20 protein-coding genes are annotated in these 24767 nt (G+C 64.5%); 13 read left to right on the top strand and 7 right to left on the bottom strand.

Annotation, left to right across the window (positions count from 1 at the left end; genetic code table 11):
* Positions 1–144 precede the first annotated feature (144 nt).
* A complete protein-coding gene (locus tag OVA24_RS04015; RefSeq protein WP_267673740.1) occupies positions 145–1710 on the top strand; it encodes a hypothetical protein in 1566 nt (521 codons plus the stop codon).
* A 4-nt stretch (positions 1711–1714) separates the two neighbouring features.
* On the opposite strand, the gene OVA24_RS04010 is transcribed toward OVA24_RS04015, so the two are convergent.
* Together OVA24_RS04010 and OVA24_RS04005 are read right to left on the bottom strand one after the other, a co-directional pair.
* Entirely contained in the window at positions 1715–2374 is a 660-nt protein-coding gene (locus tag OVA24_RS04010; RefSeq protein ID WP_267673738.1) for a response regulator, read from the bottom strand.
* Positions 2371–4329, bottom strand: a complete 1959-nt coding sequence (locus OVA24_RS04005) for a sensor histidine kinase (protein WP_267673736.1) — start codon at positions 4327–4329, stop codon at positions 2371–2373. The genes OVA24_RS04010 and OVA24_RS04005 overlap by 4 nt, the downstream gene beginning before the upstream one ends.
* Before the next feature lie 107 nt (positions 4330–4436).
* Between OVA24_RS04005 and OVA24_RS04000 the strand changes: the two genes are divergently transcribed.
* From OVA24_RS04000 to mutS, 4 genes are all read left to right on the top strand, one after another.
* Entirely contained in the window at positions 4437–6866 is a 2430-nt protein-coding gene (locus OVA24_RS04000; RefSeq protein WP_267673735.1) for a DUF1592 domain-containing protein, read from the top strand.
* A 13-nt stretch (positions 6867–6879) separates the two neighbouring features.
* Entirely contained in the window at positions 6880–8229 is a 1350-nt protein-coding gene (locus OVA24_RS03995) for a DUF1552 domain-containing protein (protein ID WP_267673733.1), read from the top strand.
* Complete coding sequence (locus tag OVA24_RS03990) at positions 8222–9364, top strand: hypothetical protein (RefSeq protein WP_267673731.1); 1143 nt, start codon at positions 8222–8224, stop codon at positions 9362–9364. The genes OVA24_RS03995 and OVA24_RS03990 overlap by 8 nt, the downstream gene beginning before the upstream one ends.
* Positions 9365–9426: 62 nt before the next feature.
* Entirely contained in the window at positions 9427–11907 is a 2481-nt protein-coding gene (gene mutS / locus OVA24_RS03985) for a DNA mismatch repair protein MutS (RefSeq protein ID WP_267673730.1), read from the top strand.
* Positions 11908–11925: 18 nt separating this feature from the next.
* Here the strand turns inward: mutS and OVA24_RS03980 are convergent, their stop codons facing one another.
* Positions 11926–12345: a Dabb family protein gene (locus OVA24_RS03980; RefSeq protein WP_267673729.1), complete on the bottom strand. Its 420-nt coding sequence runs from the start codon at positions 12343–12345 to the stop codon at positions 11926–11928.
* A 361-nt stretch (positions 12346–12706) separates the two neighbouring features.
* Complete coding sequence (locus tag OVA24_RS03975; protein ID WP_267673728.1) at positions 12707–13531, bottom strand: hypothetical protein; 825 nt, start codon at positions 13529–13531, stop codon at positions 12707–12709.
* 24 nt (positions 13532–13555) lie between these two features.
* On the opposite strand from OVA24_RS03975, the gene OVA24_RS03970 reads away from it, so the two are divergent.
* The 3 genes from OVA24_RS03970 (at position 13556) to smpB (ending at position 14864) form a co-directional block, all read left to right on the top strand.
* Entirely contained in the window at positions 13556–13969 is a 414-nt protein-coding gene (locus tag OVA24_RS03970; protein ID WP_267673727.1) for a DUF3147 family protein, read from the top strand.
* Between the two features lie 201 nt (positions 13970–14170).
* Positions 14171–14383 carry a DNA-directed RNA polymerase subunit omega gene (locus OVA24_RS03965; RefSeq protein WP_267673724.1) on the top strand — a complete coding sequence of 71 codons (213 nt, stop codon included), beginning with the start codon at positions 14171–14173 and terminating at the stop codon, positions 14381–14383.
* 22 nt (positions 14384–14405) lie between these two features.
* Complete coding sequence (gene smpB / locus OVA24_RS03960) at positions 14406–14864, top strand: SsrA-binding protein SmpB (RefSeq protein ID WP_267673722.1); 459 nt, start codon at positions 14406–14408, stop codon at positions 14862–14864.
* A 44-nt stretch (positions 14865–14908) separates the two neighbouring features.
* On the opposite strand, the gene OVA24_RS03955 is transcribed toward smpB, so the two are convergent.
* Complete coding sequence (locus OVA24_RS03955; RefSeq protein ID WP_267673720.1) at positions 14909–17347, bottom strand: DUF7453 family protein; 2439 nt, start codon at positions 17345–17347, stop codon at positions 14909–14911.
* Between the two features lie 73 nt (positions 17348–17420).
* On the bottom strand, positions 17421–18818 hold the full coding sequence (locus OVA24_RS03950; RefSeq protein WP_267673718.1) for an OmpA family protein: 1398 nt from the start codon (positions 18816–18818) through the stop codon (positions 17421–17423).
* A gap of 83 nt (positions 18819–18901) precedes the next feature.
* Here OVA24_RS03950 and OVA24_RS03945 point away from each other — a divergent pair, with 83 nt between their 5' ends.
* From OVA24_RS03945 to OVA24_RS03935, 3 genes are all read left to right on the top strand, one after another.
* Entirely contained in the window at positions 18902–19105 is a 204-nt protein-coding gene (locus OVA24_RS03945) for a hypothetical protein (protein ID WP_267673715.1), read from the top strand.
* 164 nt (positions 19106–19269) lie between these two features.
* Positions 19270–20214, top strand: coding sequence for an endonuclease/exonuclease/phosphatase family protein (locus OVA24_RS03940; protein WP_267673713.1), 945 nt, complete (start codon positions 19270–19272; stop codon positions 20212–20214).
* Between the two features lie 77 nt (positions 20215–20291).
* Positions 20292–21617, top strand: a complete 1326-nt coding sequence (locus OVA24_RS03935; protein WP_267673710.1) for a homoserine dehydrogenase — start codon at positions 20292–20294, stop codon at positions 21615–21617.
* 30 nt (positions 21618–21647) lie between these two features.
* On the opposite strand, the gene OVA24_RS03930 is transcribed toward OVA24_RS03935, so the two are convergent.
* Positions 21648–22685: an LLM class flavin-dependent oxidoreductase gene (locus OVA24_RS03930; RefSeq protein WP_267673708.1), complete on the bottom strand. Its 1038-nt coding sequence runs from the start codon at positions 22683–22685 to the stop codon at positions 21648–21650.
* An 88-nt stretch (positions 22686–22773) separates the two neighbouring features.
* Between OVA24_RS03930 and OVA24_RS03925 the strand changes: the two genes are divergently transcribed.
* Both OVA24_RS03925 and OVA24_RS03920 read left to right on the top strand, forming a co-directional pair.
* Entirely contained in the window at positions 22774–23973 is a 1200-nt protein-coding gene (locus OVA24_RS03925; RefSeq protein WP_267673706.1) for a 1-acyl-sn-glycerol-3-phosphate acyltransferase, read from the top strand.
* Between the two features lie 60 nt (positions 23974–24033).
* Positions 24034–24744, top strand: coding sequence for a YebC/PmpR family DNA-binding transcriptional regulator (locus OVA24_RS03920; RefSeq protein ID WP_267673704.1), 711 nt, complete (start codon positions 24034–24036; stop codon positions 24742–24744).
* The last annotated feature ends 23 nt before the right edge of the window (positions 24745–24767 follow it).

Genomic DNA, 24767 nt, shown 5'->3' with positions numbered 1-24767 from the left:
CCGCGTTTTTTTTGTTTCGGAGGGTCTTTGGTTTTCAGTCACGGCCGCAGTGTTCCAAACGCCGGGATCCCGTTTCCGGCGGAATCTGGCCCGGAATCCGCTTTTCCGCCGGTGACTCAATCCGCCGCACCCCCGGACGTTTCCATGATCCGCCCCGCCATCATCATCGCTTCATTCGCCAGCCTGCTGCTCACCGCCGTCCCTTCGCGCGCCCAGTTCGAGGTCACCCACCCGGCCATCGCGGGCGCGGAAAAGTCCGCCAGCGCGGTGACCGCGGACCGCCGGCACATGGTCGCGGTGTTGTCCGGCACCACACCCTCCGCGCTCACCGTCTACCGCCAGGTATCCGACCAACCGTCCGTGGCGTGGGATGCGGTCACTAGCTTCGCCTTGGATTCGCAGGCACCCTACCACTACCGGGTGAAGTCCGGCAATTCCACCACGTGGGTCGCCTGGCAGGGCGAACCGACAGCAGGAGGTGCGCGCATCATCCAGATCCGCCGCGTCTTTCCGACCGTCGGCCCGGTGGAAATGGTCACCGGCTCCGCGGATCAAGCGTCCGGCTTCGATCTCGCCATCGATGATCAGGACCGCCCGTGCATCGCATCCTACAGGACCACCACCGCCGCCCAGCCGAACCTCGTTCCTTTCATCCGCATCCACCGCCGCAGTGCCAGCGGCACCTGGGAATACGAGCTGGCCGCTTCCTACGAGGAGGAAATGATCGCCAAGCCGGAAGAGATCGCCATTACCACCCGCGGCAACAAAATCCATGTGTTCGACGTCGCGTGGGCGCAGATCACCTTCTCCGGCATCTCCCTCCGCCAGTCCACCCTCTATCACACGGAGATCAACGCGCCCGGCACGCTCGCCGCCGCGACCTACGATTTCCGCACCGTCGCCAACGAGACGTCCAGCACTTCGGAAGGTCTCCGCCCCGCCATCTTCCGGGTCTCCGCCGCCGTCGCGCCGGATGGTGCGCCCGCTGTCAGTTACTCCCACACCGGATCCAAACAGGTGAAGTACTCGGCACTCAGAGGCTCCACATGGACGGGGGAAACACTCGTCCAACCGAACGGTGAGATCACCGCCGAGTATCTGGATGAAACGCAGATCGGCATTGATCCCGCAGGGCGTGCACAGGTGGCGTGGCGTTCCAGCACTTCCGGCTCGCTCGCCCGATCCGCGCGTCTCAGCGGTGGTTGGTCCACCAGAACCGTCTCCACCACCAAGCTCGCGAATCCGTCCTTCACGCTCGATGCCCTCGGCAACGCGCACTACAGCGGCGTGGATCTCACCGTCCCCGGCCGCGTCACCGCGCTCCGTCCCAGCGCCATCACCGATGCGGATGGCAACGGCTACACCCGGCTGGAGGAGGACGCATTCCTCATGCCCGGCGGCGGTAGCACGGCAAACGCACCCGCCCAACTCATCGTCACGGTGGACGGGAAACGCTATCCCGCCATCCGTTACTATAGCTCGCCGGAAGCATTCGCCGCCCCCGCCAATCCGTTCACCAACGGCGGCTACCAATACACCGTGGAGATCTCCACTGACCTGGTCACCTGGACCACCGCCCCGTCCTCGCTGGTCCACCACCAGACCGACACCGAAAACCCGGAGCACACCATGAGCATCTGGCGCTCCAGTGTTCCGCTCGATGAAAACCCGAAGCAGTTCCTCCGCATGCGGGTGAACGGCCCGGATTGACCGCTCACAGCAACCCTTCCCGCAGCGCCTTCGCCACCGCGCCGCCCAGCGTGTTCACGTGGAGCTTGCGGTAGATCCGCCGCAGGTAGTTGTCCACCGTGTGGACGCTGAGATCCAGGCGGTCGGCGAGTTCCTTTTTGGTGAAGCCGTCCGCGAGCAACCGCAGCACATCCCGCTCCCGGTCGGAAAGCCCGACGTCCGATGTCGGGGAAGGAAGCTTTGAAAAACGGTCCAGCACCAGGCGCGCGATCTCCGGCGTCATCGGGGAGCCGCCCTGGCTCACCTCACGGATGGCGGAGAGGACACGCTCCATCGGCTCGGACTTCAGCAGGTAGCCGGACGCTCCGGCGCAGATCGCCTGGAAGACATTCATCCGGTCATCGAACACGGTGAACACCAGGATCTCCGCGGACGGTGCGGCGTCCTTGAACCGGCGGATCCCCTCCAGCCCTGACATGCCGGGCAGCCCCAGATCCATCACGACGACGGCCGGGGCCGTCCCGCCGCCCAGCGCGGACAACGCATCCTCGCAACTGCCGAAGGATGCGACATCCCCGGCGACGGACATGCCGATGGCTTCGCAAAGCGTGGCCCGCAGCCGCGCATGGTCCTCCACCACCCACACGGTGGCATCACTGGCATTCGTGCCCGTTTCCGCGCTCATGAATGATGGTATGGCATGTTGAGTCTGATGCGAGTTCCCTCACCCGGGTTGCTGTCGATTTCGAGATCCGCGCCCATCGCCTCCGCGCGCTCGCGGAGATGGCGCAGGCCGGTCCCGGAGGAAGAAGCCGCAGCTTTCCCATCGAAGCCCTTCCCGTCATCCTCGATCCGCAGCAGCAGCAACGCCTCCCACTGCAGGGTGACAAGGATCATCGCAGGCTTCCCGTGGCGGCGCGCATTGGTCAGCGATTCCTTGAGGAATGCCACCAGATCCCGCGCTTGCCCGATCTCCGGTTTTCCCGCCGGTGGGTTGCCCTCCACTTTCACCTCATGTCCCGTGCCTTCCAACAGACGGCGGCTGATCGCTTCCAGCCGCAGCGACAGATCCTGCCAATCGCCACCCGCCTTCGGCGAAAGCAGCCACACGATGTCGCGCATCTGGTCCAGTGTCTCCCGCGCCGAGTCTGACAGGTTCTGCAGCCGCTCGGAGGTGAGTTCGGCGCGGTCCAGTTTCTGCCGCGCCAGATCTCCCTGCATCGCCAGATGGCTCAGGCTCGCGCCGATCTCGTCGTGCAGGTCCCGCGCGATGCGCTCGCGCAGTTCCTCCTGTTGCCGCTGCGACCTGCGGCGCTGCCATGCGACCACCGCACCGGCCAGGACGATGGTGGCCCCGGCGATGATCGCCGCCCGCATCCCGAAAGCGGCAGCGTCTTCCTTTTCCCTCACAGCGATCTTCCGGCGGATCTCATCCGCCTGCAGCCGCAGCGCCTCCGAGCGCTCGATCCCATCCAGCCACGCATCCCATGACAGCAGCGGATGGGAGCTGGAAAATCCATCCGTGAGCGCCTCCGGAGACCACAGCGGACCGCGGACTTCATCCGATACCGTGACCGTCGCCCCCGCCGCCAGGTTCGTCCCTTGGTGCCAGCACTGGATCTCGCTCAGGGCAAACAGATAGTCGGAGCGCCCGCCCCGGCTGGATCCCTGCCGCCACAACGCGTCGCACACCACACGGACACGGCGCGCATTGATGCCCTGCGTTTCCTTCATCACCGGAGCCGCCCCGGGATTCGGCAGCGCCTCCGCCGGAAATGGCGGGCTGTTTTCCTTCAGGATGATCGTTTCATCCTCCGTCCCCGGATCGGCGATGACATTGAAATGTGTCGGGAAGCCGTAGCCATGGAACGTGATCCCCTCCCGCGGCGCGGCGGGAACCAGATGAACCGCATCAATGGGCCGCCGCACTCCCAGATCCACCTCCACCCAAACAGAGCCATTCACCTCGGGGTCCTCTCGCGGGGAGGTCTGGTAGCCTTCCGTCGGTGAAGTGCCCGGCCCCTGCAGCGGCTGGCACCAGAAGTAACCATCCACCAGGTTCATGCCCTCCCACGCCCGCGCACTGGCCAGCGCCGCGCTGTGGGTGATAGGCCGTCCGAGCGCGGCATTGCCACCGTTCTCCATCACCACGATCTCACCGAGGCGGAACGATTTCCTGCCCGATCCATCGTCGCGGAAGCCGGACACGTTCAGCCGCAGGAACCTCCCGGAGGCACGGTTCCCCTCCAGTATGAGGAACGGAAGCCGTTCACCCGCACCGGGGGACGTTTCCTTCCAGTCGGCGATCTCGATGCTGGCGGAAAACTCCGGCGTCTCGTCGATCTCGATGTCGAACGCCGATGGAAATCCATTCGGCGGCGAGTTCTCCCCGGCCGGTGGCCGGGCCGGGAACAAGGCGATCCGTTCCGGCGTCACCGTCCTGCCGAAGTCGATCACCACCCATGCCGGGTCCGCCTCAAATCCATGGTGCCCGATCCGGGCCGGTGTCTGCTCCGCCGCCGTCACCGCAGGCAGTGAGGCGCGCTCCTTCTCGATCTCCGCAAGCCGCCGCTCCAACGGCTGCGCCACTGCCACCGCGGAGAGCGCGGACAGCCAGAAAATGGGACGGAGAAAGGTCATCGGACGGGGCAACGGACGGCAGCCTGACAGGAAACAGGCCACCGCGCATGTGACGGATTCTCGTGGCATGACAAGATCCCGTCGAGCGCCCAATGTCAGGGGACCCCATGATCCGCCTTTCCTTCATCGCCGCCGCTTTTCTCTGCCCGACGCTTCTTGCGGCGGAAGCAATCCGCGGGATCGATCCGAAGGTCGCCGCGACCCTGGAGAAGCACTGCAACCGGTGCCACAACGAAAAGAAGGACAAAGGCGACTTCCGGCTCGATGACCTGCCGCCGGACTTCACCGCCGAGATGATCGCCCAGAAATGGGCGCAGGTCATGTTCCGCATCAACACCGGTGAGATGCCGCCGGAGGATGAGGAGCCGATGGCACAGGATGAGATCGGCGTGGTAGTGGACTGGATCGCCACCCGCACGGAGGAAGGCCGGGCCGCACGGCATGCCGCGCGCGGACCGGTGGAACACCACCGCCTGAGCCGAACGGAGTATGCGAACACCGTCCGCGACCTGCTGGGCGTCCACTATGATGTCTCCGCCCCTGGTGCCCTCAACGTGGACCCCATGTGGCACGGCTATGACCGCATCGGCTCGCTGCTCACGCTTTCACCGTCGCATGTGGATCGCTACCTGAAGGCGGCGGACCTCGTGCTGTCCCGCGCCTATCCGGAAACGGAGCCGAAGGTTTTCAACAAGCGGTTCGACTCCATCGACATCCGCTACACCCGTTACCGGAGATACACCCGCGAGCAGATCGTGGAATTGGGCATCGCCGACAAGGTGCGTGCACCACTCTGGCCGAAGGGTGCCTTCGCCGGACTGCAACCGCACTGGCTGCCACGCGGACAGCAGCCCGGCATCTACAAGGCGCGCATCCAGCTCAGCGGACTGCCCGGTCCGGACGGCACCGCCCCCCACCTCACCATCTGGGACGCCAACAGGAAGCGTGCCTTGTTTGATGAGGACGTGATCGCCCCGGAGGACAAGCCGGTCATCCTCGGGTTCGAGGCGTTCCTTGACATGCCCGCGAACATCGAGATCCAGAATGAACTGCCGCTGCCATTTCCGAAGGACGGCAACCACACCCGCAACGTGCTGGACCACCAGGACCACGGCTTCTTCATCCACTCGAAGGATGGGTCGATGCTGAACCCCACCGCCTACAAGCTGTTCGATGATGACGGCAAGCCGATCTACCCCATGCTCATCGTGGACTGGATCGAGTGGGAAGGCCCGGTCAGTTCCGGCAGGGACATCGAAAAGCGGAAGGATTTCCTCCCGGCGAGTGAGGAGGAACCGGCAGTGCGCGCCGCCCTCCACCGCTTCGCCACCCGGGCATGGCGGAAGCCTCCGGAAGACGGACAGCTCGACCGTTACATCGCGCTCATCGCGGCGGAGAAAGCGGCCGGGGAAAGCTTCCGCTCCGCTTTCAGGACCGCGATGGCAGGCATCCTGACGTCGAAGAATTTCTACTACCTCAAGGAAGGCTCACCGCATGAAAAGCGGACCCATCTGGATGACTGGGAGCTGGCGTCGCGACTCTCCTATTTCCTCTGGAGTTCCACGCCGGACGCCGCGCTGCTGGAGGCGGCGGGGAATGGCAGTCTCGGGACACCGGACGGGCTGCGCGGCCAGTTCCAGCGGATGATCGCGGACCCGAAGGCGGAGCGCTTCATGGAGGATTTCCCGCGCCAGTGGCTCCAGCTCCACCGTGTCGGCATGTTCCCACCTGACCCGAAGCTCTATCCCCAATACGACCTGTGGCTGGAGAAAAGCATGGTGGGGGAGTCCACCGGCTACTTCCGGGAGATGTTCGCGGGCAACCTGCCGCTGCGGGAGTTCCTGGATTCCAACTGGACCATCATCAACCCGAGGCTCGCCAAATTCTACGGACTGCCGTCGCCCGCCTCCTCCGGTTTCCAGAAAGTCTCCCTCCGTCCGGAAGACAACCGGGGCGGCCTGCTGACCCAGGCCTCCACGCTGATGCTCACCTCCGATGGCACGCGCCACCGCCCCGTCCATCGCGGAGTCTGGGTTTCCGAGACGATCTTCGGCCGCACCCCGCCGCCTCCACCGCCCAACGTCGATCCCATCGAACCCACGCCTTCCGACCAACCGAAGGCCACGGTCCGCATGCAGCTCGAGGCGCATGCCTCCAATCCCGCCTGCGCCTCCTGCCACCGGAACATCGACCCGCTCGGTTTCGCCTTTGAAAACTACAACGCCATCGGCCTGTGGCGCGTGGAGGAAATCACGACCGGAAAGGGCGGCAACCCGAAGGTGGACCCCAGCGGCATCCTTCCCGGCGGCCTCCGTTACGATGACGCCGCCGGCTTCAAGCGCCACCTGGCGGACGACACCGACCGATTCGCCGATGCGTTCTGCGGGCAGCTCGCCACCTATGCCACCCGCCGCATGGTCACCTACGCGGACCGCGCCGAACTCGCCTCCATCGCGAAACAGGGTGCCGCCGATGGATACCGCCTCCGTTCGATGATCGAAAATTTCGTCCTCTCCGACTTCTTCCGCAAACGCTGAACCCGCCGAACCCATGAACATCCAGAGACAGAACTGGCTCATCAGCCGCCGCCATTTCCTGCGCGGCGCGGGTGCCTGCATCGCACTGCCGCTCCTCCAGTGCATGGTGCCCGCCCGCGCCGCGACCCCTCCCGGCCCGCAGCCCCGGCGCGGCGTGTTCATCTACCTGCCCAATGGCGTGAACACCTACGAATACCAGATCCTGGAAGCGGGTGTGGAATACAAGCTCAGCAAGCCGATGGCATCGCTGGAGAAACACCGCTCCGTCATCACGCCCATCAGCGGCCTCCACCACCCCAGCGGACTGGGCCACCACCACAACTGCCAGCGCATCTGGCTGAACGCGGCGAAGGTGGGGCAGACCCACCGCGCCACCATCTCGGTGGACCAGCTCATCGCCCAGCAGACCGCGCCTTATACGCGCTTCCCCTCGCTGGAAATCAGCAACCAGGGTGGCAGCATGGCGTGCAGCGCGGACGGCGTGATGCTGCCCTCCCACGCCAGCCCGGAGGCGGCTTTCAAGGAACTCTTCGAGGAACCGAAGGGCGGAACCACCGCGCAACGGCGCGACTTCAACCGCCGCGCGAGCGTGCTGGATGCCGTCATGGATGAGGCTAAGAAACTGGAGTCCGAGCTGGGCAAGGAGGACAAGGGACGGCTGGACCAGTACCTCACTTCCGTCCGCGAGGTGGAGATCCGCACCCAGCGGTCCGACGAGTGGCTGGACATCCCGCGGCCGAAGCTGGAACCCGCCATGCAGTCCCACCTGAACCGCGACATCTCCCTCCAGATGCTGGGCGACTACCTCCGCACGATGTACGATCTCATCGCCCTTTCGTTCCAGACCGACATCACCCGCGTGGTGACCTTCGTGACCGGTGACGAGGGCAAGGGGCCCGCCATCCCGGAGATCGGCGTGCGGCAGGACCGGCACTCGCTTTCCCACCACAGTGGAAACGCGGACCGGAAGCGGGAACTGGCCGAAAGCGACGCCTTCAACATCTCCCAGTTCTCCTACTTCCTCGACAAGCTGAAGGCCACGCCGGACGGCGAGGGCAACCTGCTGGACACGACGATGGCGCTCTATGGCAGCGGCATGTCCTACGGCCACAGCCACGGCAACGCGAACCTGCCGATCATCGTCGCCGGGGGAACGAAGCTCGGCGTCCGCCACGGCCAGCATCTCGACTTCAACCGGACGAAGGATTTCAAGGGCTATGACGGCCACGGTCCGGTCTATTTCAAGCCGGTCAATGAGGAGGCACGCCTCAGCAATCTGCTGCTGACCATGGCGCAGAAACTCGGCGTTGGGACGGATTCCTTCGCTGACAGTCTGAAACCCATCTCCGAACTCAATGCCTGAGCCGATGATGAAGCTCACCTCGCTCCTGTTGGTCCTGCTTTCCCCGCTCACGTTGGCGCAGGAGGAATTCATCCCGAAGCCGGGGGTGTTCGCTCCGACGGATGCCGGACATTATTACGCCGGGGAGCTGGTCTCCATCGACCACGTCAACCGCCGGGGTGGCCTCCGCCTGGACGGGGACGGCAACTCGGCCCGCTATCAGGCGGCACCGTCGCATTTCTTCTCGCTCCTTCCTTACGCCACTCTGCGCTACCAGGGGGCGACCGCGGACCTCGTCCACATCCCGCTCGGCACGCACCTCCACGGCACCTTTGTCCTGCCACCGGAGGGTGACACCTCCGTGCCCGCCCCGCGCAAGGACGAGGAGAAATGGGTGCCCGCCCACAACCACGTCCTGCTGCTGGAGGATGACGTGAGCTTCTACCAGCGGCGCGGGCAGGCGTGGAAAATCGACTCCGTGGACGCGGAGAAGAAGTCCCTCACCGCCACGCTGACCGGCCCGGATCTGCCGGGAGGACTGAAGGGCAAAAAGACCTTCAGCATCGACGGCTCCACCCGGATCTGGAAGGGCAACGGCTTCGGTGCCATCGCGGACATCCAGCCGGGGCAGTCCGTCCAGATCAGCCTCGCCTGGCGTCCGGAATGGGAGTTCATCGACTTCCATCTGGCGGACGTCTGGCTGGATGAGGAGAGCCTGAAGCTGGCTGCCACCCGCCAGAGCGAGCTCCACAAGCGGCACGCGGCGCACCGCTGGCTCCCCGGCTGGATCGACCACGTGGAGCACCTGCCGGATGCGAAGGGCATCATCACCTTCACCCCCTTCGCCGGGCAGGATCCGGCGATGTATGAGCTGCTGAAAAAGGAAGCCGCCAAACACGGCGGGGCATCGCTGGCCGCGGCGGAGCCCACCCTGCGGACCTGGCAGCACTACCAGGACTCGAAGAGCGGGACGATCATCGACATCAAGGAAATCCCGGACGCCCCGCCTGGCAGTTCCGGCCTCCAGTTGCGCCTCAACGTGAACGCGCTGATCGACGGCTACCGCCCGGGCCGCGTCGCCCGCTTGAGTCTGCATGGCTTCTCCACGCGGGGACTCCCCGCCGAGGAACGGATGCGGCGGCTCGACCAGCGTTGATGCTCACCGGGGCGGAGGCTCGGATCTTGACCCATCCGCCCCCCCGCCTAACCTCTGCGGCGATGTCCGCTCCGACGCTTACTCCGATGATGGCCCAGTACCAGGCCATGCGGAAATCGCTGCCCGGGGATGTCATCCTGCTCTACCGCCTGGGGGACTTCTACGAGATGTTCTTCGAGGATGCGAAAACCGCCGCGCCGATCCTCAATGTGGCCCTCACCAAGCGCGGCGGCACCCCCATGTGCGGGGTGCCCTACCATGCCGCCCAGGCCTACCTCGCCCGGCTGCTGAAAGCGGGCAAGCGCGTGGCCATTGCGGAGCAGACGTCGGATCCGGTCCCTGGCAAGCTCGTGGAGCGGGAGATCGCACGGATCCTCACGCCGGGTTCCATCGATGACCTGACCTTGCTGGAGGACGAGCGGCCGAACTACCTGGCCGCCGTTTTCCGCCACGGCAAAAAGGCCGGCCTCGCCTGCATCGACCACACCACCGGGGAGTTCACGATCTGCGAGTTCGCGGACGTCGGCCAGCTCATGGACGAGCTGGCGCGGATTTCCCCTTCAGAGCTGCTGGTGCCGGACCACCAGACCGCCGAGTTCGGCCACCTGGTGAACTGCCTGGCCTATGAAGGCTATTCTTTCCTGCCGGAGCACGCCTCCCAGTTGCTGAAGGAACACTTCGGCGTCCACTCGCTGGACGGCTTCGGCTGCGCCGACCTCCACGCCGCCTCCGGCTCGGCGGGGGCCATCCTCCACTATCTGATCCACCAGCTCCGCCGGCCATGCGGCCACCTCAACCCACCGCGGGTGCGGGAAAGCGAGCATCACGTGCTGATCGACGCTTCTTCCCAGCGGAACCTCGACCTGGTTGACTCCCGCAGCGGCAAGCAGCACACGCTGCTGGGCGTGCTGGACCGCACCGCCACGCCGATGGGCGCGCGCCTGCTGCGCGACTGGATCCTCCACCCGCTGCGGGATCTGGCCACGCTGACCGCCCGGCAAGATGTGATCGCCGCGTTCCTCGCGGAGCCGTTCCTGCTTTCGAAATGCCGGGAATCGCTCAAGGGCATCCGCGACATCGAGCGCACGACCTCGCGGCTTTCCCAAGGCTCCGGAAATGCCCGCGACCTCCAGTCGCTGAGCGTTTCCCTCGGCTACATCCCGGCGCTGAAGGAGGACCTTTCCTCGCTGGGCACCACCCATTTCTCCCTCGTCGAGCGGCTGCACGACTTCAGCGACCTGACCGACCACCTTTCCCTCGCGCTGGCGGATGAGCCTCCCGCCAACCTGAAGGACGGCGGCATCATCCGTGACGGCTGGTCCGCGGAATTGGACGAGCTGCGCTCCGCCGCACGCGGCGGCAAGGACTGGATCGCCCGCCTGCAGGAGGACGAACGGAAGCGCACCGGCATCGACTCCCTGAAGATCAAGTTCAACAACGTCTTCGGCTACTTCATCGAGATCACCTCCACCCATCTGGCGAAAGTCCCGGACGACTACACGCGGAAGCAAACGATGGCGAACTGCGAGCGGTTCATCACGCCCGGCCTGAAGGAGATGGAGAACAAAGTGCTGGGCGCGGAGGAACGCTCGAAGAAACTGGAGGCGGAGCTTTTCATCGAGCTGCGCGGGGAGGTGGTGAAGCGCCTCATCCAGCTCCAGGAAGCCGCCGCCGCGGTCGCCCAGGTGGATGTGCTCTGCTCGCTGGCGGAGGTTGCTCAGCTCCACCGCCACTGCCGCCCGGTGTTGGAGAACTCACGCGCGTTCTTCGTCACCAACGGCCGCCACCCCGTGCTGGAGCAGACGCTGGTGGACACCAAGTTCGTTCCGAACGACACGGAGCTGGATCCGGAAACGGCGCGCCTGCAGATCCTCACCGGCCCGAACATGGCGGGTAAATCCACCTACATCCGGCAGATCGCGCTGATCTCGGTGATGGCCCAGATCGGCGCCTATGTCCCGGCGGACGCGGCCACCCTCGGTCTGGTGGACCGCATTTTCTGCCGCGTGGGCGCCTCCGACGACCTTTCCCGCGGCCAGTCCACCTTCATGGTGGAGATGAGCGAGACGGCGCTGATCCTGAACCACGCGACGGACCTGTCGCTGGTCATCCTCGATGAGATCGGCCGGGGCACCGCCACCTTCGACGGACTGTCCATCGCCTGGGCGGTCGCGGAGCATCTCCATGACATCACCGGCTGCCGGACCCTCTTCGCAACCCACTACCACGAGCTGACGGACCTCGCGAACACCAAGCAGGCGGTCGCCAACTACAACGTGGCGGTGCGCGAGTGGAACGACGAGATCATCTTCCTCCACAAGATCCTGCCCGGAGCCGCGGACAAGTCCTACGGCATCCAGGTGGCCAGGCTGGCCGGACTGCCCAAGCCGGTGCTGGACCGGGCGAAATCCATCCTCTCCCACCTGGAGCTGCACTCCGTGAAGCCGGAGGCGAAAAAGCAGGGGCCGAAGGCGAAGAACACCGTCCAGGACTCCCTGCCGAGGGCGAATCCGCCACAGATGGACCTGTTCGCGGATTTCTGATGTGACGGGGCCGCAGGGTCAGGCGGCCATCACGTCATAGACGACCACCTTGCTCCACAGGTGCGAGCATTCCTCCACGAACTTTTTGTGCGCGGGGTGGACCTGATAGACGTTCTGACCCTCCACATCGTCGAAGCAGAGCATCTCGGAAACATGGTAGCTGTTCTCCACGACGTCCCGCTTCTCGGTGGAGGCGGGCACGCCGACGTGGATCGCGCGCACGGTCTCGATTTCACCGAGTTTCTTGATCCCGGCGATCAGCGCGGCACGGTCCTCCGCGGAGTCCGGGTTCTTCAGCCAGAAAAACACATGGTGGACGAGCTTCGGCACCGTGGCCTTCCCGGAGGCGGGCGCGGCTTTGGTTTCGGCGGAGGCGGCTGCGGCCACCCCCATGAGGGCACCACCGACGATGAATTTTCTGCGTGAGGTCTGTTTCATGATCGCCCGACCCTAAAAGAGCAGGCACCCACTTCAAAAGGAATCCGCCCCAAAGTTGAATTTCGGCGGTCTGGAACAGGCGAAACCCACGAGATTCGGAATTTTCAAAAAAACAGGTATTATATTTCCATTAATTATTTGCCATTCGTGAAGGAATAGGTAGCGTGACGCCAACCTGTTCCAAGCAGGGTGTGGCGAGGGTCCGGGGGGAGCCAAACTGCATTCTGCTTGTTGATATGGTGATTACGGCGCGGGTCTGGCAACGGACCCGCGCCTATTTTTTGTCCGGAAAGGTGCCCCGGCAAAAGGAAAGGCTCCTTTCCAGGGATGGAAAAGAGCCCTTCAGGATGGTAGAGCCGCCTCAGAGAGGCCGCGCGTAGGTGTCGCAACGGTTGTGCCAGCCCGGGAGCCACTTGCCTTCGTTGCGGGAGGCAGGGGCGTTCTGGACGCGGCGGGACATCATCCGCTTGGCGGAGGCGGCGAACTCGGTGGCGGCGGCGGGACCGGACGGAACGTCACGCATGTTCCCCAGCACCTGCATCAGGCCCCAGCCCATGCCGTTGTAGCGCTCCGTAGCCTGGATGCCCTCCCCCTTGAAGTTGACGTAGTCGATCAGGGCATAGGTGCCCTGCGGCGTGGTGGCCACCTTGCGGTAGTTCGCCTCGATCTTCGCCCGCTCTGACGGCGGGGCGGCGGCCAGGATCTTCGGCAAGGCTCCGCGGGAGCGGGAAATGATGTAGTCGGTCTGCACGCCGATGTTCCCGGCCAGCCAAGTCCTCAGCGAGGAAAGCTCCGGGCCGTTGAACTGACGTTGGAACTCCGCCTTCGTGGTCCACGGGCTGTGCCGCTGCTGCGCCACCGCCGGAGGGTTCGCCCCTTGCGCGCGGGCGAAGGCCACAAACTGCGGCCAGCTTTCCTCGAACGGCCCGCGCTGGCCCGCTGGATACCAGATGAAATGCCCGATGCCCAGCGACGGGAATCCCTCCCCGCTGTTCCACGCCGTCAGGCCGTTGACCGTTCCGCCGCTCTCGTTCTGCCAGATCTTCCGGCCGATGGCCGCCTTCTGGGCACCGCTCAGGCCACTGGCGGCGGGGGCGGCATCTCCCGGCGCGGGCGGGTTCGCGGTCGAACAGGCGGTCAGGAAAATCGCGGCGGCGGCCGCGAAGGCGAGAGCGGTGGCTTGCATGATCCCATCCTAGGCCCATTCTGCATGAAACGGCAAGCGACCATGAACAAGATCCCCTGGGACAGCATCCTCAAGATCACCCCCTTCGATGTGGTGAAACTCCTCCTCACCGCGGCGATCATCCTGATCGTCAACAAGATCCAACTGGTGAACGACCGCCTTTCCGCGCTGCTCATCGCCCTGCCGCTGACCTCCCTGCTGGCGATGATCTGGATGCACCAGGGAAGGCAGTCGCCGGAGCGCATCGCCAACCACTCGGAAGGCACCTTCTGGTTCGTCCTCCCCACCCTGCCAATGTTCCTGGTCTTCCCTTGGATGCTGCGGAACGGCTGGGGATTCTGGACGGCACTGGTGGCCAACTGCCTGCTGACCGCCGCCCTGTTCTGGGCGATGGTGTTCATCCTGCGCCGCTTCGGAATCGACCTGATGCCGAAATAGTCACGCACCCGACCGGCAAATTCCCCGCCACTTGCAAGTTTGGGCTTGTCAGCGGGGTGGTTTGCTGATTTGACCACCGGTCCCGGTTCTGCCACCGGACCAACCCTTCCTTGTGTTTTGAGCGATCAAGCCCCGTCACTGCCAGACAACGTAGTTCCGTTTGAGCAAACGCGGCCCCAATCGCGCTTTCCCGGCTCTCCCATGAAAAGCGATCTTGTCGAAAAGGCCTCCGATATCGTCACCGACCCTCTGGTCCTGATCAACCTGGTCTCCCAGCGCGTGAGACAACTCAACAGCGGCCGCTCGCCGCTGGTGCCCACCCGCCCCAGCATGGGTGTGGCGGACATCGCCCTGACCGAGATCATCGAAGGCAAGATCAAGCTCGTCAACAAGGCCGAGGCCGCCGGCGAGTGATCCGCCGCGGGGAAGGATCGCCATGAGCTCCGAGATCGCCACCAACCGGAAAGCCGGGCGCGATTTCCATATCCTTGAGAAATACGAAGCCGGCCTCGAACTCAAGGGCACGGAGGTGAAGTCCATCCGTGCCGGGAAGATCAATGTGTCCGACGCGTTCGCACGCATCGAGAAGAACCAGATCTTCCTCTACGGCTGCGACATCCAGCCCTGGCAGACGGCCGGTGAATGGTTCAACCACACCGCCAAGCGTCCGCGGCGGCTGCTGATGCACAAGCGGGAGATCATGAAACTTTCGGCCGCTGTGGCCATCAAGGGCTGCACCCTGCCGCTGCTGCGGATGTACTGGAAAGACCGCCGGGTGAAGGTGGAGATCGGCGTCGGCAAGGGCAAAACCCACGCCGACCAGCGCCACGACCTGAAAGAGAAGGTCGAACTGCGCGAGGCACAGCGCGAGATGTCCCGCTTCAACCAGCGGTGACGCGACGGCGGGCGTTGACCGCCGCCGCGCCTTTCACGGAAGGTTCACCGGGACACCACAACCCGATAGAACCCGGCAGCCCGCAGCGTGGCGCCCGTGGAAATCACTTCGGTTTTCACCGATCCGTCTCCGGCAATGCCGGTTTTCACGTTCTCCCATCCATCTTCCTTCAGATCCGTGCTGCGCTGGATGGCATACGTCCGGCCGGCAACAGTCTGGAAGGTCAGGACAACCCCTGTCGCCTGCCCTGCCTGTTCCGGTCCGGAGAACGTCGCGGAGGCTTTGAGCGCGCTGAGATTGTCCTTGGGTCCGGTGCCCGCCACATACTCGTCGCGGTTGCTGATTCCGTCACCATCGCTGTCATCCCCGCCAAGGAAGCCCGCGGACGCGGTACGGCTGTTGAAATGCTCCAGCATCCAGTGATCCGGGATACCGTCACCGTCGGTGTCCGTCACCTGGAAGTCCGAAAGGGTGATCTGGTTGCCGGCATAGCTTACCTGGAATGACCCGAACCCGTCTTTCGTCGCGATCCTGCCGCCTTCCGGGGCCGCGGCAAAGGTCCCACCAACCGGAGCCGTGGAGGTGAGGATCTGAAACCGGTCATCCGGCGAAAGCCGCTCCAGGAGATCCACAGGCACGTGGACGTCCAAGCCGCCGGCGAGGGAGACGTTGCCCTCCACCGCCAGTTTGTCGTACTGCCCAGCCTCCGTGCCTGCGATCTCTATGGAGAGGGCTCCGGCACTTTCCTGCCGGTAGTTTCCCCGGACGTTGATCTCTCCCGGCGAGTTCCCGGGCGCCACGACGGAGGAGTTCGTGACATCCCCGATGATCCGGCCATTGCCGCTGAGCTGGCCACGCTCCACCACGTGAACGCCCGACGTCGCGGTGATGGCTCCAGTGGAAAGCTTGAAATCCGTGACTCCGCTGACCCCGGCCCCGATGCGGAGGGAGGCGATGCCAATCTCCGCGGCCGGACCCAGCACCGGCACACCGACATCCGGGATGATGTCCACATGGTTGTATTCCGCAGGGGTCAAGCTGGCGGTCCAGCGGCCGAAATCATCCCAGATACCCCCGATGAGATCCCGCCAACGCAGCCGCGGGGCGAAAACCATGACGCTGTAGCCGGGATCCCCCTCAAACCGGGTCTGGTAGGCAACCTGCTGGAAGGCATTGTAGGCCTTCGGGTCGATCCCGATCTGCGTCATCACCTTTCCATCCACCGTATCCCCGGCTTGGGAGACCTTGACGAGATCCCGTCCGTCCGTGAGGAAGATCGCCTGATAAGTCGGATTCCCGTTCAACTGCGCTCCGAACATGACGGTGCCCTTGTCGCTGAGCCGGCTCATCGCGAATCCGGTGATGGTCGCGCCACCGGGAGTGAGGTCCCCCGTTTTCGCCAGAAGCCGCTGGGTGACACCGTTTCCGACAAACAGCGCGCTTCCTCCGTCGTAGTAGCCGACGAAAGAGACGTCACCCGAAGCATTGATCCCCACCGAACTGTCGAACGCGGTGAAGGTGCCCAGGCCCCCGGGTGCCTGTTGGCCGTGGAAAGCGATGGCCTTCAGGCTACCGGCATCCCGGCCCTTGAAGATGCCACCACCACGATGGTTGCCGGAGGTATCATTAAGGTGGGCATAAAACACGGCTTCTCCGGTTTCATTCAGATCCTGGGGGCTTATCCAGCTGAAGGTGTAGCCGGTGCCGGGGGCCGCATCCCTCGAAACGGCGATCTTCACCAGCGACCCGGTGGTTGAACGGCGGTACACGGAGTGTTTGTTGTGTACATCCGGGTGGTTGAGCTCACCCGCGATGAGCATCTGTCCACGGTCGCGGAGCGAGCCGTGGATCGAGGTGAATGTGTGGGAGGTCCCGGGCGCGGACTGTCCGGCCCTCACCACCTCCGCGACGGTCCCATCCGGATCTCCGATGAAAAGACCCCATCCGGCCGGAGCAAGCCCCAAGATCCCCACCTGCCCCTGGTCATTGATCCCCGCCTGATAGGTGCTGGACAGGGTGTAGCCTTTGTCGGTCACCGTTTGCCCGGCCACCACCACCGCGCGGAGGGTGGCGGGAGAACGCCCCGCGACAACCCCATCCCGCTCGATGCCGTCCAACCCGCGGAGCCTCACAAACTGGGAGATCTCGGAGAGTCGGTTCGTCTCCACCCGGTCCGACCACTCCACGACCGTTCCTTTCCCAGGGATCGTGGCTCCCGGTCTCATCACCTCGCGGACACCGGAAGCGTCGGCGACAAACAATCCGCGGACCTCCGCATTCGTCAAAAGGGCTTCAAAGGCGGCACCACGGTTGGACATGGCAAAGGAGCCGGCATGGGCAAAAGTATCCGTCCCTCCCGGGGCCGGATGACCAGGCGCAGCGAGGGTGTAGGTCCGGTCGGAGAAAATCTGGCCGGATCCGGAGGTGGTGGCCGCGAGCCAGAACGGCGCGGCGATGACCAAAAGGGAGAGGTTGTTTTTCATGGCAGGACGGGAAAATTCGTCCACACCATGTATTTACTCAGTGCATCACGTCAATCACTAAAAACTCTGAGCATTATTCCGTAACTGGCTGCGCTTTCAATATATTAGGTTCATTCTCTTCCACTGGAACGGCCCGTGCCGGCGGAGGCGTGGCGGGCATTTCCGGCTCGACCGGTTTTGCCCTCGGAGGAGCGGGCGGAGCCTGTTCGACAGGCATCGCTTTCGGAGCGGTGGGTTCCGGCTTTGGAGCCGGGGGGCGGACGACGCGTTCCTCCAGCATGCGCACCCGTTCCGGACTGGGCCGGACCAACTGCGCCTTCGGAGGAGCAGGCTCCTCCATGGGTGCTGCTGGAGGCGCGGGAACAGGAGCCGGAGGGGCGGGAGGCATTTCCTCTGGAACCGCAGCGGCCTTCGGCGGCGCGATTTTCATCTGCTCCTCGGTAGGAGGGGTTTTCCGCATCTTGATCTCCACGCGGCGGTTGGGAGCCTGCTGGTCCTTGTCTCCGGTGGTGATGATTGGCTGGAATCTGCCGTAGCCCCGGGTGATGATCTTGTCCGGATCGAAATACATGGATTTCACCAGGTAGGCCTTCACCGCTTCCGCCCGGCGGATGGAAAGCTCCAGGTTCGCGGGATCACTGCCGATGAGGTCCGTATGCCCCTCGATCCAGCAATACATGGTGGGGTTTTTGTCGAGCAGGCTGCCCAGCTTGTAGAGGCCGATCTTCGCGCTTTCCCGGAGTTCCGCTTTGTTGAACTCGAACAGCAGATCGCTGGGGAGCATGGTCTTCTTGCCCAACAACTGGTTAGCGGGAAGCCCAATCAGATCATCCAGCGAGGTCACGCCCTCCAGGCTGCCTTTCTCCGCCTTGCCGTTGGCTCCCCGTTTCATCACATCGTCCGTGAAATCGGATAACTCGGAGTCAGCCTTGAGAGAACCCGGATCCACGGTCACCTGACCAACGGCCGCAGGCTTCATCTCCGTCTCACTGCGCCCGAGCTCCGGGAGATCGTCCGCGATGTCAATGACCGGAGAGACGGCCGGTGCGGTGGCGGTCGGAGAGCCGGAGGCGGCAGGATTCGACGGCAGGATGGCGACGGTGGTCTCCACCACCTGCGGGGCCATGTCCACATCCAGATCCTTCACCGCATCCAGCAGATCAACATCATCAAGGAGTTTCGCCGTATCCGTTGGTGGAGGAGGCACGAAATCCTCCGGAGGGGGTGTGATGGTGAAGCGCTCTTCCGGGATGACCTCCGTGGGATTGAGGATCGACACGCGCTGGGTCTCGACTTCCGCGGGCTGGATGCCGAGGGCGAACTTCACCTGATCCAAGGCGAAGAAAACGACGACGTGCAGCAGGATGGACGCCAGCATGGCGGCGGCCGCCCACCAGCCAAGATGATCCTGGTTGGATGTGCGGTAGGAGGAACCGGTGCTCCCTTGCTCCCATGAATAGCGATCGGACACGCCCGATTATACGCGAGGGAAACACGCTGGCAATCACCGGAATTTCATGATAATGGGGGGGCGCACTTCAAACCAACACGTCCATGGCCGCCAAGAAGACCGCGAAAAAAAGCCGCCGCAAAGAAAACGGCGAAGGAAGCCACCGAAGCACCTACAAAAAAAGCGGCGCCAAAGAAAGCCGCTGCGAAAAAGGCCGCGAAATCCGCGCCCAAGGCCGAGAAGAAAGCCGCCCCTTCCATCGACTCCGTCGCCCGCAGCGCTTACCTGAACTACCGCAGGCGCGTTGAGAACGGCCTGCCGGGAGATTCCCACGGTGACTGGCTGGAAGCCGAGCGCCAGCTCCGCGACGATGCCTGAGCGCCGCTTCGCCGTCCCCACAAGTTGATATCCACGGTCCACCTGCGGGGTGGAATCTCTTGTGCCATGTCCCCGTCCCGGCACCATGCGTGGGATGCACATATCCTGCAAACGGCACCGGTTCTTCCGCGCCCTTGCCGCGGCCGCCCTCACGGTGACCTGCGCCTTGGGCCAGGACGCCCATGTCACCGTGATGACCTACAACGTCTGGAAGAGCTGGTCGCAGGTGGACGAAGGCTTCCGAAAAGGCATCGATTCCATCAAAGCGTCCAGCTCGGACATCGTCGGCTTGCAGGAGGCCTCACCTGACCTCGCGGACAGGATCTCCGGTGAACTGGGATGGTTCCGTGCGGACAAGGGCAACGGATCACCGCAGATCGTAAGCCGCTTCCCCATTGTGGAATCGATGGCCATGGAACGCCTTGTCGGTGCACGGATCCGCATCTCTGAAGCTCCCGTCCGCGAAATCGTCGTCTTCAACTGCCATCTGGACTACCGCTTCTACGGTCCCTACGCCGCCATGAAGCCCGGTGCCACGGCGGACAGCGTCCTGCAGGAGGAGCAACGCTCGGAACGCGCCGCACAGATGAAGTCGATGCTCGGCTTCATGAAATCCCGTCTCGATGATGCGGACTCCCTCCCGGTCGTCCTCACCGGCGACTTCAACTCCCCATCCCACCTGGACTGGACCGCCGGCGCGGCCCACCTTCACGGCAATGTCGGCCCGGTCGCCTGGTCCCCCAGTGTCCAGCTCACCGGAGCGGGGATGGCCGACTCATTCCGCACCGCCCACCCGGACCCTGCGGCGGAGCCCGGCTTCACCTGGTCCCCCATCCACAAGGAGGGCGAAAAGCAGGACCGCATCGACTTCATCTACCACAAGGGAGCAGGCGTGAAGGTCAGGGGATCACGCGTCTTCACCACCCGGGTCGAGACCACCATCGGTGCCTGGGGAGCGCACGACGACGTTGCGAAAGTGAAGAAAAACACGTGGCCGTCGGACCACGCTGCCGTCGTGACCGAGTATGCGCTGGACTAGCAAGGCGGCATTCCCGCTCCGGGAGTTTCGTCAAATACGGCTTGGAGAACCAGTTCCAGCCCGCCACATTCCGCGGCGTGAACTCTTGCTCGTCACTTGGCATCGGCCTGGCCGGATTCGGAACCGTCGGCTCCGGCGTGTGGAACATCCTGCACCGCAACGGCGGACTGATCACCGACCGGACCGTCGGCGGAGTTTCACTGCACATCCCGAAAATCCTCGTCCGCGACCGGTCGAAGGTGCGCGCCACCATCTCCGAGGTGCCCGCCGACATCCTGACCACGGACTGGCAGGAACTGGTGGCTGACCCAGCGGTGGAGATCGTGGTCGAACTCATCGGCGGTACCACGGACGCGTTCGAGATCGTCGCGGCGGCCCTGCGGGCGAAGAAGCCGGTGGTGACCGGGAACAAGGCCCTGCTGGCGGAGCGCGGCGTGGAGCTGTTCGCCCTGTCCCGGGAAATGGACACGCCGATCCACTTCGAGGCGGCGGTGGCCGGGGGCATCCCGATCATCCGCACGGTGCAGGATTCCTTCATCGGCAACCGGATCCACTCATTCTCCGGCATCATCAACGGCACCTCGAACTACATCCTCGGCCGCATGACGGACGCGGGGCTGGACTTCGCCGCCGCCCTCGCGGAGGCCCAGGACCTGGGCTATGCGGAAGCGGACCCCGCCCTGGACGTGAACGGCTGGGACGCGGCCCACAAGGCCATCCTGCTCGCCACGCTGGCCTACGGGTTCCCGATCAACCCGGCGGACGTCCACGTTTCCGGGATCGAGCAAGTCAAGCCGACCGACATCTCCTTCGCCAAGGAACTCGGCTACGTGGTGAAGCTGCTGGCCGTCATCCGTGAAAAGGCGGACGGCCAGGTGGAATTGCGCGTGCAACCTTCCTTCATCGCAAAGACGAACATCCTCGCCAGTGTCCACGGCGTCTTCAACGCCGTCGCCGTCCATGGTGACGCCGCCGGGGAATCCCTCTTTTACGGCCGCGGCGCGGGCCAGGACCCGACCGCATCCTCCGTCGTCGCGGACTTGGTGGAGGCCGCCCGCTCCCTCCAGCACGCCGCAGGCCACCGTGGCTTCCTGCCCTACAAGGAATCCGGCAAGCTCGTCCCGGTTTCCGAAACCTCCACCGCCTACTATGTGCGCTTCGACGTGACGGACCGCCCGGGCGTCGTCGCGGAGATCGCCAAGGTCCTGGCGGACCACCGCATCGGTATTTCCGGCATCCACTCACCCGTTGATCCGGCGAATCCGGACGCGGAGTTCGTGGACATGGTCTTCCTCCTCCACACCTGCCCCTTCGGCCAGTTGCAGACCGCGCTTTCGGAGATCGGCGGGTTGGATTGCGTCAATTCGGTGCCGGTGGTGTTCCGGATCGAGTCGCTGGGGTGATTCTCCTTCGTGTCGTTTGCGGTGAATCTCTCATGATTCGCGAATGCCGCCGGAGGACAGGAGTGTCCTCCCTCCACATTCTTTCACGATCTCATAGGACCTCAAGCGGTCCTCATGACGGTAGAATTGGGAGTGGATGATGAGTTCATCCGCGCCGGTGGCGGCGACGAATTCCTCCAACTGCGACTTCACGGACTCCGGTCCGCCGATGATGGCGGCGCCGAAGAACTGGCGGACCTCCGCCTGCTCTGAGAGCGACCATTTTCCCGCCATGGTCTCGACGGGAGGCGGGACCATGGACCGCTGGTTGCGGACGATGTTGAGGATCATCTGCTGGGAGGAGGTGGAGAGAAAGGCGGCCTCCTCATCCGTGGACGCGGCGATGACGGGAACGCCGATCATGGCGTAGGGTTCCGGCCAGCGCTCGGATGGCTGGAAATTCGCCCGGTAGAGCCGCAGGGCTTCATGGAGGAGCTTGGGCGCGAAGTGAGCGGCGAAGGCGAACGGCAGGCCGAGGTAGGCGGCGAGCTGGGCGCTGAAGGTGCTGGAGCCGAGCAGCCACACGGGAACCTTCGTGCCCATGCCGGGGACGGCCTTCACTTTCTGCCCGGAGACGGGATCTCCCAGATAGTGGATGAGCTGCTGGACCTCCTGCGGGAACTCGTCGGCGGAGTTCGGGTCGCGGCCGATGGCGTGGGCGGTGGCGCGGTCCGTCCCCGGCGCGCGGCCCAGGCCGAGATCGATGCGGTCGGGGTAAAGTTCCGCCAACGTGCCGTAGTGCTCCGCGATGATGAGCGGGGAATGGTTCGGCAGCATGACGCCGCCCGAACCGACCCGGATGGAGGAGGTCTGCCCCGCGACATGGCCCACCAGCACGGAGGTGGCGGCACTGGCGATGCCAGGCATGTTGTGGTGCTCCGCCAGCCAGAAGCGCTTGTAGCCGAGCTTTTCCACATGCCGGGCGAGGCTCACGGTGTCACGAAAGCTCTGGGCGATCGACCCGCCCTCGATGACCGGGGACAGGTCGAGCACGGAAAGCGGGATGTCCTGCAGGCTCTTTGGTTGCATGCCCCTGATCTCGCACGGATTCCGCGGATGGCAACTTCCATGCCCGGTCTTGCCGGAAAGGCGCGGCGTCGCGTAGCCTGCGCGCGCGATGAGTGAACCGCAGGCAAAAGCCCCCCTCCACATCCGCGTGCAGCGCGTCCTGCTGCGGGCGGTGGGGCTGGTGATCGTCCGGCTGGTCTATCGTGTGCGGGTGACGGGCGCGGAGCATGTGCCTGCGGAAGGCGGTGCCCTGCTGCTGCCGAACCATGTGACCTTCGCGGACGCGTTTTTCATCTCCGCGTCCTGCCCGCGTCCGGTCCGCTTCGTGATGGATGATGCGGTGCTGAAATACGCGCCGGTCCGCTGGTTCTGCTCCGTCTTCAACACGGTGAACATCCGCCGGGGCCAGTCCCGGGACGCACTGCGGATGACGGTGGAGGCGGTCAACGGAGGAGACATCGTCTGTTACTTCGCGGAAGGCCAGCTCTCCCGCACCGGTGCGCTCAACGAGCTGAAACGCGGCGTCGAACTGATCGCCGGAAAGCTGGACGCCCCGCTGGTGCCGCTGTGGGTGGATGGGGCATGGGGTTCCGTTTTCTCCTACGAACGGAATGTATTTTTCCGGAAAATGCCCCACCGGCTGCCGCATGACGCCTACTCCGCCTTCGGCCCACCGCTGGCACCCGCCGGGGCGACCACGGAAGTGGTCCGGGACGCGCTGCTGCGGGCATCCGCGGCCGCACTGAGGTTGCGTTTTCCCGACAGCGCGACGCCGGAGGAAATCAACGGCCACCAGATCGGCCAGGTGAACGCGTTGCCGTGGCGGAAGCCGTTCATGGCGCTGCGGAGCGACTCGCTGGTGCATGCCCTGCCCGCCTTGTTCGACGGTTTTTCGCAGGAGTTCGGGGCGCGGGTGGATGCGGAAGACACCATCGTGGACAGCCATGGTCCGTGGGTGGGCGGGGAGGCGCTGCGGAGGCGGCTGGAGATCGCCCCCGCCGGGCATGAGATGGATTTCTACGACTTCAGCGCGCGCGCATCGGTCCCGTTGGAAAAAGACCCTGTGCGCCACTTCCCCTGCTTGGCCATTGCCGGACGGGTGGTTTCCATGTCGATGCCCGACCCCGCTACACCACGGACCGGGACCGCCCAGGCCGGGAGCAAACCGGGCACGTGGGGCAGGCTGCTGCCGGGGTGGTTCGTCGAAGGTGGCATGGTGAAAGGCCCCGCCGCCCCGGAGGGCCTGCCGCTGCCGGACGGAGCGCATGTGGACGCGGAAGGTTTCGTGGTGGCGGGCGGCGCTTCCTGAATTCTCCCTCGACTCCGGCATCCCCGCTTTCAATCATCCGCCATCAACCGTCACTGACCTATGGGAAGACATTTCGAATGCCGCCGCCGCGCGAAGGAAAGCCGCTGGGCCTCCATGTCCAAGGTGTTTCCGAAACTCGCGAAATCCATCACCCTCGCCGCGAAGAATGGCGGGCCTGATCCGGACTCCAACGCCCCGCTGAGGGTCGCGATCAACAACGCCAAGGCCCAGAATTTCTCCAAGGAAAACGTCGAGGCCGCCATCAAGCGCGCCAGCGGCAAGGATGCCTCCGAGATCACCGAGATGAGCTACGAGGGCAAAGGCCCGCACGGCTCCCTGTTCTACGTGGAGTGTGCCACCGACAACGGCAACCGCACCGTCGGCAACCTGAAGATCATCTTCAACAAGAACGGCGGCCAGCTCGTGAACTCCGGCCAGCTCGACTACATGTTCAACCGCAGGACCGTGATCGAATTCCCCGTCCCAGCGGACAAGGACCTCGAGGAACTGGAACTGGAACTCATCGACGCCGGACTTGAGGAACTCGATGTCGAGGAAGGCGTGGTCTCCCTGATCGGGGATTATTCCAACTTCGCGAGTCTCTCCGCCGCGGTGGAGGCCCAGGGCATCACTCCAACCAAGGCCGGCCTGCAACGCCTGCCGACCCAGCCGATCGAGCTGACCGAGGAACAGATGGAGGACGTGGAGAAGATCCTCGACCTGATCGAGGACGACGACGACGTGCAGGCCGTCTTCACCAATCTGGCGTAAGGAGGGAGGAGGGTGGACATTGC

The sequence above is a fragment of the Luteolibacter sp. SL250 genome, from assembly GCF_026625605.1.
Classification (GTDB): domain Bacteria; phylum Verrucomicrobiota; class Verrucomicrobiia; order Verrucomicrobiales; family Akkermansiaceae; genus Luteolibacter.
Note: the sequence above shows the minus strand (reverse complement) of the source record. Positions and strands in the feature narration are given on the sequence as shown.